The sequence below is a fragment of the Thioprofundum lithotrophicum genome (assembly GCF_055387065.1).
Map to the genome: position 1 here is coordinate 2,227,556 of NZ_AP042379.1, position 16,404 is coordinate 2,243,959.

Annotated in this window: 14 protein-coding genes and 2 tRNA genes; 12 read left to right on the forward strand and 4 right to left on the reverse strand. The window is 66.3% G+C overall.

Going from position 1 to position 16,404, the window contains the following annotated elements:
• Positions 1-259: 259 nt before the first annotated feature.
• The gene (gene mutS / locus ACZ5BH_RS10580) at positions 260-2,812 is read right to left on the reverse strand and encodes a DNA mismatch repair protein MutS (RefSeq protein ID WP_464889232.1); all 2,553 of its coding nucleotides are present in this window, start codon (positions 2,810-2,812) and stop codon (positions 260-262) included.
• Positions 2,813-3,033: 221 nt separating this feature from the next.
• Here mutS and ACZ5BH_RS10585 point away from each other — a divergent pair, with 221 nt between their 5' ends.
• The gene (locus ACZ5BH_RS10585) at positions 3,034-3,339 is read left to right on the forward strand and encodes a PilZ domain-containing protein (protein WP_464889233.1); all 306 of its coding nucleotides are present in this window, start codon (positions 3,034-3,036) and stop codon (positions 3,337-3,339) included.
• A 1-nt stretch (position 3,340) separates the two neighbouring features.
• Here ACZ5BH_RS10585 and ACZ5BH_RS10590 read toward each other — a convergent pair whose 3' ends face one another.
• A complete protein-coding gene (locus tag ACZ5BH_RS10590; protein WP_464889234.1) occupies positions 3,341-3,613 on the reverse strand; it encodes a hypothetical protein in 273 nt (90 codons plus the stop codon).
• Positions 3,614-3,721: 108 nt separating this feature from the next.
• On the opposite strand from ACZ5BH_RS10590, the gene pncC reads away from it, so the two are divergent.
• The 10 genes from pncC to ACZ5BH_RS10640 all read left to right on the forward strand — a co-directional run bounded on the left by pncC (position 3,722) and on the right by ACZ5BH_RS10640 (position 12,087).
• The gene (gene pncC / locus ACZ5BH_RS10595; RefSeq protein WP_464889235.1) at positions 3,722-4,240 is read left to right on the forward strand and encodes a nicotinamide-nucleotide amidase; all 519 of its coding nucleotides are present in this window, start codon (positions 3,722-3,724) and stop codon (positions 4,238-4,240) included.
• On the forward strand, positions 4,224-4,799 hold the full coding sequence (gene thpR / locus ACZ5BH_RS10600) for an RNA 2',3'-cyclic phosphodiesterase (protein ID WP_464889236.1): 576 nt from the start codon (positions 4,224-4,226) through the stop codon (positions 4,797-4,799). Before pncC ends, thpR begins: the two co-directional genes overlap by 17 nt.
• A 129-nt stretch (positions 4,800-4,928) precedes the next feature.
• Positions 4,929-5,972: a recombinase RecA gene (recA, locus tag ACZ5BH_RS10605; protein ID WP_464889237.1), complete on the forward strand. Its 1,044-nt coding sequence runs from the start codon at positions 4,929-4,931 to the stop codon at positions 5,970-5,972.
• A gap of 11 nt (positions 5,973-5,983) precedes the next feature.
• The gene (locus ACZ5BH_RS10610) at positions 5,984-6,424 is read left to right on the forward strand and encodes a regulatory protein RecX (RefSeq protein ID WP_464889238.1); all 441 of its coding nucleotides are present in this window, start codon (positions 5,984-5,986) and stop codon (positions 6,422-6,424) included.
• 58 nt (positions 6,425-6,482) lie between these two features.
• Positions 6,483-9,110, forward strand: a complete 2,628-nt coding sequence (gene alaS / locus ACZ5BH_RS10615; protein WP_464889239.1) for an alanine--tRNA ligase — start codon at positions 6,483-6,485, stop codon at positions 9,108-9,110.
• 96 nt (positions 9,111-9,206) lie between these two features.
• Positions 9,207-10,433, forward strand: coding sequence for an aspartate kinase (locus ACZ5BH_RS10620; RefSeq protein ID WP_464889240.1), 1,227 nt, complete (start codon positions 9,207-9,209; stop codon positions 10,431-10,433).
• Positions 10,434-10,716: 283 nt separating this feature from the next.
• Entirely contained in the window at positions 10,717-10,914 is a 198-nt protein-coding gene (gene csrA, locus ACZ5BH_RS10625; protein WP_464889241.1) for a carbon storage regulator CsrA, read from the forward strand.
• A gap of 172 nt (positions 10,915-11,086) precedes the next feature.
• Positions 11,087-11,179 (forward strand) — tRNA-Ser (locus ACZ5BH_RS10630).
• A gap of 190 nt (positions 11,180-11,369) precedes the next feature.
• Positions 11,370-11,446, forward strand: a tRNA-Arg gene (locus ACZ5BH_RS10635).
• 119 nt (positions 11,447-11,565) lie between these two features.
• Positions 11,566-12,087, forward strand: coding sequence for a hypothetical protein (locus ACZ5BH_RS10640; protein WP_464889242.1), 522 nt, complete (start codon positions 11,566-11,568; stop codon positions 12,085-12,087).
• A 162-nt stretch (positions 12,088-12,249) separates the two neighbouring features.
• Here the strand turns inward: ACZ5BH_RS10640 and ACZ5BH_RS10645 are convergent, their stop codons facing one another.
• Together ACZ5BH_RS10645 and ACZ5BH_RS10650 are read right to left on the reverse strand one after the other, a co-directional pair.
• On the reverse strand, positions 12,250-13,860 hold the full coding sequence (locus ACZ5BH_RS10645; RefSeq protein ID WP_464889243.1) for a cation:proton antiporter domain-containing protein: 1,611 nt from the start codon (positions 13,858-13,860) through the stop codon (positions 12,250-12,252).
• Between the two features lie 171 nt (positions 13,861-14,031).
• Entirely contained in the window at positions 14,032-14,883 is an 852-nt protein-coding gene (locus tag ACZ5BH_RS10650) for an N-formylglutamate amidohydrolase (RefSeq protein ID WP_464889244.1), read from the reverse strand.
• A 194-nt stretch (positions 14,884-15,077) separates the two neighbouring features.
• Here ACZ5BH_RS10650 and ACZ5BH_RS10655 point away from each other — a divergent pair, with 194 nt between their 5' ends.
• Positions 15,078-16,106, forward strand: a complete 1,029-nt coding sequence (locus ACZ5BH_RS10655) for an IS110 family RNA-guided transposase (protein ID WP_464891200.1) — start codon at positions 15,078-15,080, stop codon at positions 16,104-16,106.
• The last annotated feature ends 298 nt before the right edge of the window (positions 16,107-16,404 follow it).

Below are 16,404 nucleotides of genomic sequence, written 5' to 3' on the forward strand. Positions count from 1 at the left end.
CGTGACCGTCGGCCGCAGGGACGATGTCCAGGACGGACAAGTGTCGCGTGAGGGCAGGATGCCCGAAGCGACTGCGGCCGTCGAGCCTACAGGGACGTATTCACGGCGTGTCACGAAACGTCACCCCCGGCCTCAGGGGCTTAGTCCACGTCACGGTCAAGTGTCCTGAAATTCGGAACGGCTGTCCGCCTTATGGTAGCGGGAATCGCGAACGGGCGCGAGTATGCCACGGCCGGCAGGCCGGGCACCTTGTTCTGGATCAAGTCGCGTTTTCCAGTTGCGCCCGCAGCCGGTAGAGCAGATCCAGCGCCTCGCGGGGGGTGAGGGCATCGGGGTCCGTGGCGCGCAGCGCTTCGAGGAGCGGCGAGGGGGGCGGTGCCGGGGAGGCGGAGGGACGGACGGGGGCGTCGCCGGGGCTTGCGCGTTCGAGTTCGGCGAGCTTGGCGCGGGCCCGCGCCAGCACCGCTGCGGGCACGCCGGCCAGGGCGGCCACCTGCAGGCCGTAGCTGCGGCTGGCCGGGCCTTCCTGCACCGTGTGCAGGAAGACGATCCGCTCGCCGTGTTCCACCGCGTCCAGATGCACGTTGGCGCAGGCGGGCAGTTCACCGGGCAGGCGGGTCAGTTCGAAATAGTGGGTGGCGAACAGGGTCAGGGCCCGGCGCTCCTCGGCCAGGGCGTGGGCCGTGGCCCAGGCCAGGGCCAGGCCATCGTAGGTGGAGGTGCCGCGGCCGATTTCGTCGAGCAGCACCAGGCTGTGTTCGGTGGCGTTGTGCAGGATGTTGGCGGTCTCGGTCATCTCCACCATGAAGGTGGAGCGGCCCGAGGCCAGATCGTCGGCGGCGCCGATGCGGGTGAAGATCCGATCCAGCGGGCCGAATTCGGCGGCCTTCGCCGGCACCGGACTGCCGAGGTGGGCGAGGACCGCGATCAGGGCGATCTGGCGCATGTAGGTGGATTTGCCGCCCATGTTGGGGCCGGTGATGATCAGCATGCGCCGCGCGTCGTGCAGTTCCGCATCGTTGGGCGTGAAGGGGACGTCCCGGGCCTGTTCGATCACCGGATGCCGGCCCTGTTCGATGCGCAGGCCCGGCTCTTCGCGAAAGCGCGGCCGGTGCCAGTCGAGCGCCTCGGCGCGGCGGGCCAGGTTGACCAGCACGTCCAGCTCGGCCAGGGCCGCGGCACAGGTCTGCAACGGGGCGAGTTGCCCGGCGATGTCTTCCAGCAGTTCGGCATAGAGCTGCTTCTCGCGGGCCAGGGCCCGTTCGTTGGCGGACAGCACCCGGTCTTCCAGTTCCTTCAGTTCCGGGGTGATGTAGCGCTCCGCGGCCTTGAGGGTCTGGCGGCGCTGGTAGTGTTCCGGCACCTTGTCCGCCTGGGCCTTGCCCACTTCGATGTAGTAGCCGTGCACGCGGTTGTAGCCCACCTTGAGGGTGGCAATGCCGGTGTGTTCCCGTTCGCGGGCCTCCATGGCCGCCAGCACGCTGCCGGCATTGGCCTGCAGGCTGCGCAGTTCGTCCAGTTCCGCGTCGTAGCCCTCGGCGATCACGCCGCCGTCGCGGATCACCTGGGGCGGGCTCTCCACCAGGGCCCGTTCCAGGCGGCTGGCCAGATCGGGGAAGGGGCGCAGCCCTTCCCGCAGGGCGGGCAGGCGGCCCGCCGTGGGCGTGCCGAGCGTCGCGCACAGCGCGGGCAGGGCCTGGAGCGCTTCGCGCAGGCGCGCCAGATCCCGGGGCCGGGCCGTGCGCAGGGCCACGCGGGCCAGGATCCGCTCCATGTCGCCGATGCGTCGCAGGATGTCGTGCAGGGCGTCGGCCAGGCCCTCTTCGCGCAGGGCGTCGATGGCGTCGAGCCGGGCTTCGAGCACCGGCCGTACCCGCAGGGGGCGGCGCAGCCAGCGTTGCAGCAACCGGCTGCCCATGGGCGTGGCGGCGTGATCGAGCAGGGCCAGCAGGGTGTTGCGCTCGTGGCCCGCGAGCGAGCGTTCCAGTTCCAGGTTGCGGCGGGTGGCCGGATCCAGGTGGAGCATCTCGTGGGGCCATTCCACGGCCAGGCCCTGCAGGTGGGGCAACACGCTGCGCTGGGTCTCCTGCACGTAACCGAGCAGGGCGCCGGCCGCGGCGATGGCCGCCGGCAGCGCCTCGCAGCCGTAGCCGGCCAGGTTGTCCACCCCGAACTGTTCGCACAGCAGGCGGCCGGCGCGTTCGGTGTCGAAGTGCCAGGGCGGGCGGGGCGTGAGGCAGGCCGCGCCGGCCGGGGGCGGGGTCTCGTCGGGGTGGATCAGTTCGGCCGGCTGCAGGCGGTCCAGTTCGCTGGCCAGGGCCGCCTCCGTTGCGGGTTCCTGCAGGGTGAAGCGGCCGCTGCCCAGATCCAGCACCGCCAGGCCGAAGCGCTCGCCCTGCCGGGCGACGGCGGCCAGCAGGTTTTCGCGCCGGGCTTCGAGCAGGGCGTCGTCGGTGGCCGTGCCGGGGGTGACGATCCGCACCACCTGGCGCTCCACCGGCCCCTTGCTGGTGGCCGGATCGCCGATCTGTTCGCAGATGGCCACCGAACGGCCCTGGCGGATCAGTTTGGCCAGGTAGCTGTCCACGGCGTGATAGGGCACGCCGGCCATGGGAATCGGTTCACCGGCGGACTTGCCGCGGGTGGTCAGGGTGATGTCGAGCAGGCGGGCGGCTTCGTGGGCGTCTTCATAGAACAGTTCGTAGAAGTCGCCCATGCGGTAGAAGAGCAGGATGTTCGGATGCTCGGCCTTGATGCGCAGGTACTGCTGCATCATGGGCGTGTGTCCGGCCATGTCGGGTCGCGCCGCCATGGGCGGGGAGTTTACCGGATCCGCCAGGCCGCTGCAGTGGGGGCGGGAACGGGGCCGCCAGTCCCTGCAATCGATGCCATGGCGGAAGTTGCAAATACGAGACCTGTCGGCAACGTTGCCTGCCGTCGGCACCGCCCTCTCTCGACCTGCCGTCCTATCCGGGCTAAAGTTGGCCTGACAAACAGGACGCTTGCGCAGGATGCGCGCAACGGGGGAGAGGCATGCCGCGAGAGTACGACGAGAAACGCGATTTCATCCGCGTGGAGGTGGATTGCCCGATCGTGTTCCGGGCCGATGGCAGCACGGAGGCGGAGACGGGCAAGGTGCGCAACCTCAGTGGCCGCGGCATGATGTTCATCGCCCAGCGGGAGCTGCCGGTGGAATCCTATCTGGAGGTGGTGGTGCAGCCCGAGAACGATCTCACCCCGCCCCTGCACGCCCGGGTGCGGGTGGTGCGGGTGGCCCGGCCCCGGCGGGGCGAGGGTTTCGAGATCGGCGCGGTGATCCAGGAGATGCTGGACGAGTGAATCAGACCCGCATGTCGATGCGGCCGATCCAGGTGTCCGTGCCGTCGCCGGGCAGTCGCTGCACGTCCCGGTAGAGGGTCAGGGCAGGATGCCCGCGTCCGCTGCCGGATGGCGTCGGCGCCAGGACGGGACCGTTGCCGCCCGCCGGCAGCGGTGGCGTGGCGACAGGGGCGTCCGCCCGTGTTCCGGCCGCGGGCGTGCGCTGCGGCGGCCGGGCATCCGGCGCGGCAGACGGGTAGGCTGGCAGGCGGCTGACGGGCGAGACGCTGGTCATCGTCGTGATTTCCCTTTCCCGGGAACGATCCAGTGTAGACTGTAGCACGGCATCCTGCCGCCTTGTCCGCCCTTTCCCGTCAGGCCGGCCAGCACGCCGAGGAGTCCCATGAGCCGCAGCACCATCCCCGACGACATTGCCCTACAGACGCTCGCCCGGCGGGTCGGGGAGCGCCTGCAGGCCACCGGCGAGATGCTGGCCACGGCCGAGTCCTGCACCGGGGGCTGGGTGGCCAAGGTGGTGACCGACATCGCCGGCAGTTCGGCCTGGTTCGATCGCGGCTTCGTCACCTATACCAATGCCGCCAAGCAGGAGATGCTGGGGGTGCCAGATGCCCTGCTGGCCCGTCACGGCGCGGTCAGCGAGCCGGTGGTGCGAGCCATGGCCGAGGGGGCGCTCGATCACGGCCAGGCGGCCCGCAGCCTGGCCATCTCCGGCATCGCCGGCCCCACGGGCGGGACGCCGGAGAAGCCGGTGGGCCTGGTCTGGTTCGCCTGGGGGCACGACGACGGCGGCACCGTGCGGCTGCGCTCGGCCCACCGGGTCTTCTCCGGAGACCGGGAGGCGGTGCGCCGTCAGGCAGTGGCCGCCGCCCTGTCGGGACTGCTCGATGGCCTCGAGCCCTGAGGCGGCGGTCTCCTCGCGCCTGTTCTTCGCGCTCTGGCCCCCGCCCGAGGTGGTCCGGGGGCTGCGCCGGTTGCAGGAACGGGAGCTGGCGCAGGTGCCGGGCCGGCGGATCACGCCCGAGCGGCTGCATCTGACCCTGCGCTTCGTCGGCGCAGTCAGCGAGCCGGTGGCCGAGTGCCTGCGCCGCGCCGCCGCGGCCGTGCGCATCCCGCCCTTTACCTTGCGCATCGACCGGCTCGGGGCGTTTCCCCGGGCCAAGGTGGTGTGGGCCGGCATCGCCTCTCCGCCGCCGGCGCTGCTGGCTCTGGCCGCGGCGCTGGAGCAGGCCTGCCAGGGCTGCGGCCTGCCGGCCGAGACGCGGGAGTTCGCCCCCCATCTGACCCTGTTGCGCAAGGCCCATCGTCATCTTCCGCGGCGCGACACGTCCATCGAGCCCCTCGTCTGGCCGGTGTCGGAATTCGTGCTCGCCGCCTCGCAAACCCGCCCCGAAGGGGCGGTCTACCGGGTGCTGGCCCGCTGGCCCCTGCGGGCCGGCGAGGGGCGGCCGATGGGCGGTTGAAAAAGGCCGTCCTTCGGCCCGCCGGTAACAACTGGCCTGCCGATTGTGAAATAATGGCGGCCGTGGAGATCCGGCGCCGGCCCATGGAGGGCGGGCCGCGCCAACGACGATAACGAGGGGTTGACTGGAATGGATGAAGCGAAGAAGAAGGCGCTGAGCGCCGCATTGAGCCAGATCGAGAAGCAGTTCGGCAAGGGATCGGTCATGCGCATGGGCGACACCACCGCCGTGCGCGAGGTGGACGCCATCTCCACCGGCTCCCTGGGCCTGGACATCGCCCTGGGCATCGGTGGCCTGCCGCGGGGCCGGGTGGTGGAGATCTACGGGCCCGAATCCTCGGGCAAGACCACCCTTACCCTGCAGGTCATCGCCGAGGCCCAGAAGGCCGGCGGCACGGCTGCCTTCGTGGACGCGGAGCATGCCCTGGACCCGCTGTATGCCGAGAAGCTGGGTGTGGACGTGGACGAACTGCTGGTCTCCCAGCCCGACACCGGCGAGCAGGCCCTGGAGATCACCGACATGCTGGTGCGCTCCGGCGCCGTGGACATCGTGGTGGTGGACTCGGTGGCGGCCCTCACGCCCAAGGCCGAGATCGAGGGCGACATGGGCGACTCCCACGTGGGCCTGCAGGCCCGGCTCATGTCCCAGGCCCTGCGCAAGCTCACCGGCAACATCAAGCGTTCCAACACCATGGTGATCTTCATCAACCAGATCCGCATGAAGATCGGCGTGATGTTCGGCAATCCCGAAACCACCACCGGCGGCAACGCCCTCAAGTTCTATTCTTCCGTGCGCCTGGACATCCGCCGCATCGGCGCCATCAAGCGTGGCGACGAGGTGGTGGGCAACGAAACCCGGGTGAAGGTGGTCAAGAACAAGGTGGCCCCGCCCTTCAAGCAGGTGGAGTTCGATCTGCTCTACGGCGAGGGCATCTCCCGCGAGGGCGAGATCATCGATCTGGGCGTGAAGGAAGGCATCGTCGACAAGTCCGGCGCCTGGTACAGCTACAACGGCGATCGCATCGGCCAGGGCAAGGACAACGTGCGCAAGTTCCTCAAGGAGCACCCGGAGATCGCCGCCGACATCGAACGTCAGATCCGCGAGCGCCTGCTGCCCGGCGCCCAGCCCGAGAGCCCGGCCGAGGCCGCGGCCGAGATGGAAGTCGAGGCCTGATCCCGCCTGCCGTGGCCCGCTCGGTCCGCGAGGCGGCAATGGACCTGCTGGCCCGTCGCGAGCACGGCACGGCCGAGCTGCGCGGCAAGCTGCTGGCCCGGGGGCACGATCCCGCCGAGGTCGATCCGGCCCTGGAGGCCCTTTCCCGCGAAGGCCTGCTGAGCGACGAACGCTTCGTCGAGGCCTTTGTGCACGGGCGCATCGAACGGGGCCAGGGGCCGGTGCGGATCCGCGCCGAACTGCGCCAGCGCGGCGTGGCGGAGGCGCTCATCGATGCCTGGCTGGACGAACGGGACCCGGCCTGGCTCGAGCGCGCCGAGGCGGTGCGCCGCCGCAAGTTCGGCGCCGAACGCCCGGCCGACTACCGGGAGCAGGCCCGGCAGGGCCGTTTTCTGCAGTACCGCGGCTTCACCGCCGAACAGACCCGCCGCGTGATGCGGCACGAGGATTGAAACCCGCCGGCCCGGCACCGGGCCGGTTCCCTTGGGCGTAACGACGAAAACGCGACAGATGAAAAGCAGCGCAGAACTGAGACAGGGCTTTCTCGATTTCTTCCGCAAGCGCGGCCACGAGATCGTGCCCTCCAGCCCGCTGGTGCCCGCCAACGACCCGACCCTGCTGTTCACCAATGCCGGCATGGTCCAGTTCAAGGACGTGTTCCTGGGCAAGGAAACCCGGCCCTACACCCGGGCCGCCAGCGTGCAGCGCTGCGTGCGTGCCGGCGGCAAGCACAACGATCTGGAAAACGTGGGCTACACCGCCCGCCATCACACCTTCTTCGAAATGCTGGGCAACTTCAGCTTCGGCGACTACTTCAAGCGCGAGGCCATCCAGTTCGCCTGGGACTTCCTGGTGGAGGAGCTGGGCATCCCGCCCGGGAAGCTGTGGGTGACGGTCTACGAGGAGGACGACGAGGCCGCCGACATCTGGCTCAACGAGATCAAGGTGGATCCGGCCCGCTTCACCCGCATCGGCGACAAGCCCGGCGGCAAGCGTTATGAAAGCGACAACTTCTGGTCCATGGGCGACACCGGCCCCTGCGGCCCCTGCACCGAGATTTTTTACGATCACGGCCCCGAGGTGCCCGGCGGCCCGCCCGGCACGCCCGAAGAGGACGGCGATCGCTACATCGAGATCTGGAACCTGGTGTTCATGCAGTATGACCGCGACAAGGCGGGCACGCTGCATCCCCTGCCCAAACCCTCGGTGGACACGGGCATGGGCCTGGAGCGGCTGGCCGCGGTCATGCAGGGCGTGCACAGCAACTACGAGATCGATCTGTTCGTGCACCTCATCGAGGCGGCGGCGCAGATCACCGGCTGCACGGATCGCCGGAACAACTCCCTCAAGGTGATCGCCGATCACATCCGCTCCTGCGCCTTTCTGATCGTCGATGGCGTGATGCCGTCCAACGAGGGGCGCGGCTACGTGCTGCGGCGGATCATCCGCCGGGCGGTGCGCCACGGCCACAAGCTGGGCGTGCGCGAGCCCTTCTTCCACAAGCTGGTGCAACCGCTGGCCGACGAGATGGGCCAGGCCTATCCCGAGCTGCCACGCGCCCAGGCCCTGGTCGAGCGGGTGCTGAAGCAGGAAGAGGAGCGCTTCGCCGAGACGCTGGAGCAGGGCCTGCAGATCCTCGAACAGGCCATCGCCGGGCTCGAAGGCGACACCATCCCCGGCGAAACCGTGTTCCGCCTCTACGACACCTACGGCTTCCCGGTGGATCTGACCGGCGACATCGCCCGCGAGCGGGGCCTGAAACTGGACATGGCCGGGTTCGAGCGGGAGATGGCCGCCCAGCGCGAGCGGGCCCGGGCGGCCAGCGGCTTTGCCGCCGACTACGGCAAGGCGCCGCCGGTGGAGGGCGAGACCGAGTTCACCGGCTACGAGGCCACCGCCGGGACGGCCACCGTCACCGGCCTGTACCGCGACGGCGAGCCGGTGGACGAACTGGCCGAGGGCGAGAGCGGCCTGCTGGTCCTGGATCGGACCCCCTTCTACGCCGAGTCCGGTGGCCAGATCGGCGACACCGGCAGCCTGATTGCCGACGGCGGCCGCTTCCGTGTGACCGATACCCGCAAACAGGGCAGCGTGTTCGTGCACGTGGGCGAGGTGACCGATGGCGCGATCCGGGTGGGCGACAAGGTGGAGGCGCTGGTGGATGCCGAGCGGCGGCACGACATCGCCCTCAACCATTCGGCCACCCACCTGCTGCACGCGGCCCTGCGCCGGGTGCTCGGCGAGCACGTCACCCAGAAGGGATCGCTGGTCGAGGCCGACCGCCTGCGTTTCGACTTCTCCCATTTCGAGCCGCTCACGCCCGCGCAGCTGGCCGAAATCGAGGATCTGGTCAACGCCCGGATCCGTGACGATCTGCCGGTGGAAACCCGCGTCATGGCCCCCCAGGAGGCCATCGCCCAGGGGGCCATGGCCCTGTTCGGCGAGAAGTACGGCGAGAAGGTGCGGGTGCTCTCGATGGGGGATTTCTCGGTGGAGCTGTGCGGGGGCACCCACGTTGCCCGCACCGGCGAGATCGGCCTGTTCAAGATCGTCGGTGAAACCGGCATCGCCTCCGGCGTGCGCCGGATCGAGGCCATGACCGGCCAGCACGCGCTGGATTACGTGCGCGAGCAGGAGCGGCGCCTGGGCGAGATCGCCGGTCTGCTCAAGACCGATCGCGAGAAGGCGGTGGAGCGGGTCCGGCAGCTTCTGGAGCGCAATCGCAGCCTGGAGAAGGAAATCGAGCGGCTCGAAGGCAAGCTGGCCAGCGCCCAGGGCGACGAGCTGGCGTCCCAGGCCATCGCGATCGGCGACATCAAGGTGCTGGCGGCCCGGCTCGACGGCGTCGATCCCAAGGCCCTGCGCGAAACCGTGGACCAGCTCAAGAACAAGCTGGGCCAGGCGGTGATCGTCCTCGGCACCGTGCGGGGCGGCAAGGTGGCCCTGGTGGCGGGGGTCAGCAAGGCCCTCACCGACCGGATCAAGGCCGGCGAGGTGGTCAACGTCGTGGCCCGGGGGGTCGGCGGCAAGGGCGGCGGGCGGCCGGACATGGCCCAGGCCGGCGGCAACCAGCCAGAAAAGTTGCCAGAAGCATTGCAGAGTGCAATAGAATATATACGAAAAAAGGTTGATACCTGACCTGGAGCAGGAATTGGCCTAGACTGCGTCCAGAGCGCTTCCAAAGCATCGGGATTTCGTGTTTAATTGCGCCTTTTGCGAGGAACCCCTGGCGAAATGGCGCTAATTGTCCAGAAATATGGTGGAACTTCTGTCGGCACCGTCGAAAAGATCGAGCAGGTCGCCGAGAAGCTGATCGCCACGCGGGACGCGGGCAACGACGTGGTCGTGGTGGTCTCGGCCATGTCGGGGGAGACCAACCGCCTCATCGAACTGGCCCACCGGATCGCCGAGCACCCGGATCCGCGGGAATACGACGTGCTGGTCTCCACCGGAGAGCAGGTGACGATCGCGCTTTTGAGCATGGCGCTCAAGAAGCGGGGCTGTCCGGCGGTTTCCTACACTGGCTCCCAGGTCCACATCCTGACCGATGACGCCCACACCAAGGCGCGGATCCTGGACATCGACGAGAGCCGGATCCGCGGCGATCTCGAAGCCGGACGGGTCGTGGTGGTGGCCGGCTTCCAGGGCCGTGACCAACACGGCAACATCACCACCCTGGGGCGTGGCGGTTCCGACACCACGGCAGTGGCGCTGGCCGCGGCGCTCAAAGCGGACGAATGTCAGATTTACACTGATGTGGATGGGGTGTATACCACCGATCCGAGGGTCGTGCCCAATGCCCGCCGCCTCGAACGCATCACCTTCGAGGAAATGCTGGAAATGGCCAGCCTCGGCTCCAAGGTGCTGCAGATCCGGTCCGTGGAGTTCGCCGGGAAGTACAACGTCCGCCTGCGGGTGCTGTCTGCCTTCGAAGACGGCCCCGGAACGCTGATTACTTTCGAGGAAGAGAACATGGAAAACCCGGTCATCTCGGGCATCGCCTTCAACCGCGACGAGGCCAAGCTCACCATTCTCGGCGTGCCGGATCAACCGGGTGTCGCCCACCGCATCCTCGGCCCCATCGGCGAGGCCAACATCGAGGTGGACATGATCATCCAGAACGTGGGCGCCGACGGCACCACCGACTTCACCTTCACCGTACATCGCAACGACTACGAGCGCGCGCTGGGCATCCTCACCCGCACCGCCGGTGAACTCGGCGCCCGGGAAGTGGTCGGAGACGACACCATCGTCAAGATCTCCCTGGTCGGCGTCGGCATGCGTTCCCATGCCGGGATCGCCAGCACCATGTTCAAGGCCCTGGCCGACGAAGGGATCAATATCCGCATGATCTCCACGTCCGAGATCAAGATTTCCGTGGTGGTGGACGAAAAGTATCTGGAACTCGGCGTGCGCACCCTGCACGACGCCTTCCATCTGGAACAGGCGCCTGCGGCCTGACATCGAGGTTCAACGCAGGAAGGAAGCAGAGCATTAACAGGCTGTTGAAAAAGTCTCTGACGAGTGCGAGACAAGGCGGAAAGTGGCGAAAAAGCGCAGTTTACACGCCAGTAAATGAGCATTTGGAGCCACTTTCCAACGCCGGATCGTGCCGTCAGAGGTTTTTTCAACAGCCTGTTAAAGATTCGAACCATCCTGACGATAGTACAAGGGAGCGTGCCCAGACAGCCTTTGCAGGGATCGCACCGCCAGGAAATTCAGCAAAAACCAGGAGAGAAAATTCATGTTGATTCTGACACGTCGAGTGGGCGAAACGCTCATGATTGGAGACGATGTTTCCGTAACCGTCCTGGGCGTCAAGGGCAATCAGGTCCGGATTGGCGTCAATGCGCCGCGCGAGGTCTCCGTGCATCGCGAAGAGATCTACGAGCGCATCAAGCAGGAAAAACAGCAGGGCGGCGGCGAGGAAGGCAGCGAGTAAGCGCGCGGCAACGCGCTGCCGGTCACGCCTTCCGCCGCGCCGGCACCTGACCCCCCACACCGACCGAACGCCGCGGACCGGCACACCTGCCGGTCCACCCGCCTCAGCGGAATGTGGCCGCCGGATCTGGCAATCGGCCCGCCCATTTAGTATCCTTCCGCCCTCGAATACCGGAGAGATGGCCGAGAGGCTGAAGGCGCTCCCCTGCTAAGGGAGTATGGGGTGAATAGCTCCATCGAGGGTTCGAATCCCTCTCTCTCCGCCAATTACGCAACGAAAAAGGGGGCCAATCGGCCCCCTTTTTCGTTGCGTGGAGGGACAAGTATCAAGTGGCGAGGGCCGAGGATTTTGCTTGCCAGTGCGGGGGGAAATGGCGTATATTTCGCCTCCCGGACGACATCGAGCCTGGCCGGTTTTCCTCGCCACTCGTCCCTCGTCCCTCGCCACTTTCCATAGCGCCCGTAGCTCAGCTGGATAGAGTACCTGGCTACGAACCAGGCGGTCGCACGTTCGAATCGTGCCGGGCGCGCCAAATCTTGAGACAAAGCCCCCGCCCGGGGGCTTTTTCGATCCCCCACCCTGCCCGCGCTGAACACCTCTGCAGGGTTTTGCTAAGGTAGGTCTCCAGGCTTGGCAAACAGGAGTCCTGCAATGCAGAGCGTTCTTGCGGGGAAGGCCTTCCGGATCCGTTATGCCTGGCAGGAAATGGATCCGGATCCCACCCTCAGCGGCGAAGGTGTCATCCACTACGATGCTAACAGACAGGCCTATGCGCTGCACAACCGTTTTGCGGCATCGCCGCGTCGGCTCGATTACCTGCTCGATGAGGCTGTCGGCAAGGCCTGGGTGTCGGAATGGCGGGATGGGCAGCGGCACTGTTCGGCGCATCGCACGGATCGGCGTGTTGAATTGCACCGGCACCTGATTGAGGGCCGGGAACGCGGCGAGGGCTGTGTGCTTGGGCAGAAGGCGCGGATCGTCGAGTGGAAGGAAGCCGGGGATCACGATCGCTGGTTGTGGTTGGTGGCGGAAGATGGCCGGCCGCTGCGCTTTCTGACCTGGACGCATCATGGCCGGATCCTGATCCTGCATGACGTGACTGAAATCGAGACTGACGTCTGCTTTACCGAGGCTGACTTTCTGCCGCAGCCGGATTGGCAGTGTCCTCGATAACCGGGCGAATGACCCGGGCGCCGGATGATTGCGGGCTCGATTATCAGTCAGACTGAGGTGAAACGATGTCGTCCGGCACAAGCGCATCGGCGCCGGCATTTCGCGTCGCGACTTCATGCCGGATCCATTGCGCCCGAAGCGCATGCATCACAGACAGCACTGTCAGCGGGTTGTCGGCGGTGGATTCGTCGCCAACAGGTCCTGACATACGCTGACGGCGAAACCGGCGCCGGCCTCGGCATAGAGGTTGAATGCCGCGTCCACGCCCGCCTGGCGCAGGGTGGTGATGTCTTCGTCGTATTTGGCCGTGGCGGCCACCTTGCCGGTGAAGCCGTGGTCCCGGATCTGGCGGATGGCGAAGAGGTTTTCCTGCACGTGGGGCAGGGCCAGCAGGATGATCCGGGTCTTGCCTTCGTCGAGGTGCATGCGATCCCAGAATTCCGGATCGGTGGCGCTGCCCCGAATCACGTTCCGCCCGGCGGCCTGGTGGCTGGCGACCACCTTTTCGTTCTGATCCACGCCCAGCACGGGATGGTCCATCAGTTCGTGGAGGTTGTCATACGCGCCCGTGCCCACGCGCCCCATGCCGAAGATCAGCACCCGGGCGTCTCCCGGCACGATGTCGGCCTCTTCGGGGATGTGGCGCGGGTTCTCGAAGCGGCGCAGCCAGCCGCGCAGTTGCGGATAGCGGTTGTAGGCGAGGCTGTTGAGCGGCGCGGCCAGCATGAAGGAGAGGGAGAGGGCGATGGCCACCGTGACCAGCCACTGGTTTTCGACGATGCCCTGCTGGGCACCGATGGCCAGTACGATGAGGCCGAACTCACTGAAGTTGGCCAGGCTGGCGCTGGCCAGGAAGGCGGTGCGCGCCCGCAGGCGGGAGAGGGCGAACAGCGCAAAGTAGAGCAGGCTCTTGAGCGGAATCAGCAGGAGCAGCAACAGCCCCAGCCGCAGATCGTCGGCGGTCAGCGGCGCCGACAGGCCGATGCCGAGAAAGAACCCCACCAGGAACAGATCCTTGAAGCCCATGAGCTGCCGGGACAGGTCGGTGCTGCGGCCATGCCCGGCCAGCAGCGCGCCGAGGATCAGGGCGCCCAGGTCGCCCTTGATGCCGAGCATCTCGAACAGCTGGGCGCCGCCCAGCGCCAGGGTCAGGCCGAAGAGGATCTGCAGTTCGCCGCGGCCGCTGACGTCGAGCAGGCGTTGCAGAACGGGGCGCAGTGGCCACAGCAGCAGCAGGCCCAGCGCCCACATCGAGGGCACCTTGCCGGTGGAGGCGCCCAGAAAGACGACGGCGGCGATGTCCTGGATGATCAGCACACCGATGGCGATGCGCGCATAGAGGGAGGCCGATTCGCCCTTTTCCTCGAGAACCTTGATGGCGAACACGGTGCTGGAGAAACTCAGGCCGAAGGCCAGCAGGAGCAGGGCGTCGCCCGGCAGGCCGACGAGGCCGCGGGTGCCGAGGAAGCCAAGCAGCAGCAGGAAGCCGGCGCCGATGGCGATCATGAGCAGCATGTGCGAGACGCCCACGGCCCAGATCTGGGGCATCAGCAGCTTGCGTACCTCCAGCTTGAGGCCGATGGTGAACAGCAGCAGGGTCACGCCAAGTTCGGCGAACTCTTCGAGTACGGGGCTCATGCGTGCCCCGGCTGCGTACAACCCAAACCCCGCGAGCAGATACCCCACCAAGGGTGGCAACCCGATTCTGCGAGCCAGCAACCCGCAGAGGAACGCCGTTGAGAGTGCGAGCAGGTCGCCTTGCAGTGTGGTCATGGTGATGCGCCAGGCCCCGGGTGTTTTGCGGCAGTGGGATCGAACGATTTGTGCATCGCGGTCTGATGATACAGGCTGGGAAGGTGAATGCGCACATGTGGCAATACCCTCCAAGGATACCATGTGACAGGCGTGGATCGCCGCTTGCGGTGAGCGGTGGTTTGTGAACGCTCAGGCAGGCGTCGGCTCATTGGTCGGTGCCCAGGTGCGGGCAAACCACTGTGCATGCCGCGTGATGGCCATTTCGAACTGATCGTGAAGTGGCTCGAGAATGGCGGGTATCGGGGTGCCGCGCATTTCGTCCATGTAGACCTTCTTGACTTCGGAAGGCAGAATCAGGGTGTTTCTGAAATGTTTTCGCACGAATGTTGCCTGGTAGCCGCGGCCATAGAAAATGGCATTTATCAGGGCTTCGACCAGAAGGCCCGGCAATCGGATGCGTGACAGTTCGGCAATCCAGGCGTCAATCGCGGGTTGCCAGCGTGCGAGGTCGATTTGGTCGGTGCCAACATTGAATACAGGGGTTTCGGGCATGGCGGGACGCCGGTAATTGAATGCGTGCACGTCATAGACGAGTACGGCCGGGTATCGCGATTCGAGTTTATGGTATAGGGCGTTCAGCACCGTGTAGAAGGCGGCGTGTTTGTCGCGGCTTCGTTGGCGTTCGGCAGGGGTCAAGGGTTTTCGCCAGACGGTTTTTCCCCAGGCTTCTTCGTGGATGCAGGCGTCTGGCGCACGATTCAGATCATATTCAAAGCGCGAATCCCGGGCGATCACGGTGATGGGTTGGTTGGCGATCAGGTAGTCGGTATAGGGATCTTCTTCGTAGAGACGTTCGGCGTCACTCAGTGCGCATTTGACGAGCAATTCGTCCCGCATGCGATGGCCGGCGTGGATGGCGGTGCAGACGTGAACGGCATAATCATGGATGCAAATCTCGAACGCGCCATCATTGACCCGGGCATGAAAGGTCTCGCCGGCCTCGATGCGTTCCTGACATTCCGCTGTGCTCAGTTCGATCATCTTTTTTTGACCCCTGTGAAAATGCCGATTGCTGCCTGACCGGACCGGGGCAGGGTATGTTATTAATGGTCTCAAAATAGTTTTACCTCCCGTTCGTAGGGCGATGAGATGGTCTCCTCCCCCCCTTAAAAACGGCGTCACGATGCGCCAAGATGGAAGCACTTCACCATCCATCGAAGAAGGAGGAGGAGACCATGAGCAAGATTACGACGGTTGGACTGGATTTGGCAAAGCACGTGTTTCACGTGGTGTGCTGCGACGAGCGGGGCAAGGTGGTGCGCAAGCGGATGCTGAGGCGAGGGCAGGTGCTGGCGTATTTTGCGAACCTGGAGCCGGTCCTGGTGGGGATGGAAGCCTGCGCGAGCGCCCACTACTGGGCGCGGGAGCTGCAGGCACTGGGCCACGAGGTGAAGCTGATTCCGCCGCAGTACGTGAAGCCGTTTGTGCGGGGGAACAAGCACGATTACAACGACGCGCTGGCGATAGCCGAAGCGGTGGTGCGGCCGGAAATGCGGTTTGTGTCGGTGAAGACACCGGAGCAGCAGGACATCCAGGCGCTGCACCGTCTGCGCGAGCGCTGTCTTGCGGACCGCACGGCGCTGGTCAACCAGATACGGGGTCTGCTGGGGGAATACGGGATTGTTCTGCCCAAGGGGGTGAATACGCTGCGGCGTCGCCTGCCGGAGGTGCTGTCGGAGGCGGAGAATGGCCTGAGCGAGTGGTTTCGGCAGCTGTTGTGGGAGAGTTACCGGCGGTTTCAGGAGCTGGACGCGCACATTGCGTTTTACACCCGGGAACTGGAAGGCTACAGCCGCCGGAACGAGGCGGTGAAGCGGCTGCGGGCGATCCCGGGTTACGGGCCGGTGGTGGCGCCGGTTTTCTACAGCCAGATCGGCGACGGCCGGGCCTGGCGGCGGGGACGGGATGTGTCCGCATCCCTGGGTCTGGTGCCCCGCCAACACAGTAGCGGAGGGAAGGAACGGCTGCAGGGGATCAGCAAGCGGGGAGACGGCTATCTGCGCAGTCTGCTGGTGCATGGAGCGCGGTCGGTGGTGAAGGCGGCGGCGGGGAAGGATGACCGGCTCAGCCGCTGGATCAACCGGATCCGGGCGGAGCGCGGCTACAACAAGGCGGTGGTGGCGCTGGCCAACAAGATGGCCCGGATGGGGTGGGCGGTATTGAGGAACAAGACGGAATACCGGGCGGATTACCGCCCGGTCTGAAGGCGGGCAGGGCCCGCGAGGAACGATTTGGAGAGTTAGCCTGCCGACGATTGCGAAGACGCTGTGGCGAGCGATGACAAACAGGTCAGACCGGCGTATCGAAAACCTGCTTGAGCCGTAGGCTGGGACAAGCCGCTAGGGCGATTAGGACGATACGCGCAGATCTCATCGAGGCCAGAGGCGCAAAAAGCCTCACAAACAGGCCGGATATACGAGCGCAATCCTGTCCCTGTCGAAGTTTGGTACAACGTCTTGCAAAACGGGAGGAGACCATATACGGCTCAAGCGCAGCGGAGCC

What these genes read in the sequence shown, in the direction of transcription:
- csrA (WP_464889241.1), top strand. Translation starts at nt 10,717, where the DNA reads ATGTTGATTCTGACACGTCGAGTGGGCGAAACGCTCATGATTGGAGAC.
- ACZ5BH_RS10655 (WP_464891200.1), top strand. Translation starts at nt 15,078, where the DNA reads ATGAGCAAGATTACGACGGTTGGACTGGATTTGGCAAAGCACGTGTTT.
- mutS (WP_464889232.1), bottom strand. Translation starts at nt 2,812, where the DNA reads ATGGCGGCGCGACCCGACATGGCCGGACACACGCCCATGATGCAGCAG.
- ACZ5BH_RS10650 (WP_464889244.1), bottom strand. Translation starts at nt 14,883, where the DNA reads ATGATCGAACTGAGCACAGCGGAATGTCAGGAACGCATCGAGGCCGGC.
- ACZ5BH_RS10585 (WP_464889233.1), top strand. Translation starts at nt 3,034, where the DNA reads ATGCCGCGAGAGTACGACGAGAAACGCGATTTCATCCGCGTGGAGGTG.
- recA (WP_464889237.1), top strand. Translation starts at nt 4,929, where the DNA reads ATGGATGAAGCGAAGAAGAAGGCGCTGAGCGCCGCATTGAGCCAGATC.
- thpR (WP_464889236.1), top strand. Translation starts at nt 4,224, where the DNA reads ATGGCCTCGAGCCCTGAGGCGGCGGTCTCCTCGCGCCTGTTCTTCGCG.
- alaS (WP_464889239.1), top strand. Translation starts at nt 6,483, where the DNA reads ATGAAAAGCAGCGCAGAACTGAGACAGGGCTTTCTCGATTTCTTCCGC.
- pncC (WP_464889235.1), top strand. Translation starts at nt 3,722, where the DNA reads ATGAGCCGCAGCACCATCCCCGACGACATTGCCCTACAGACGCTCGCC.
- ACZ5BH_RS10620 (WP_464889240.1), top strand. Translation starts at nt 9,207, where the DNA reads ATGGCGCTAATTGTCCAGAAATATGGTGGAACTTCTGTCGGCACCGTC.
- ACZ5BH_RS10645 (WP_464889243.1), bottom strand. Translation starts at nt 13,860, where the DNA reads ATGACCACACTGCAAGGCGACCTGCTCGCACTCTCAACGGCGTTCCTC.
- ACZ5BH_RS10590 (WP_464889234.1), bottom strand. Translation starts at nt 3,613, where the DNA reads ATGACCAGCGTCTCGCCCGTCAGCCGCCTGCCAGCCTACCCGTCTGCC.
- ACZ5BH_RS10640 (WP_464889242.1), top strand. Translation starts at nt 11,566, where the DNA reads ATGCAGAGCGTTCTTGCGGGGAAGGCCTTCCGGATCCGTTATGCCTGG.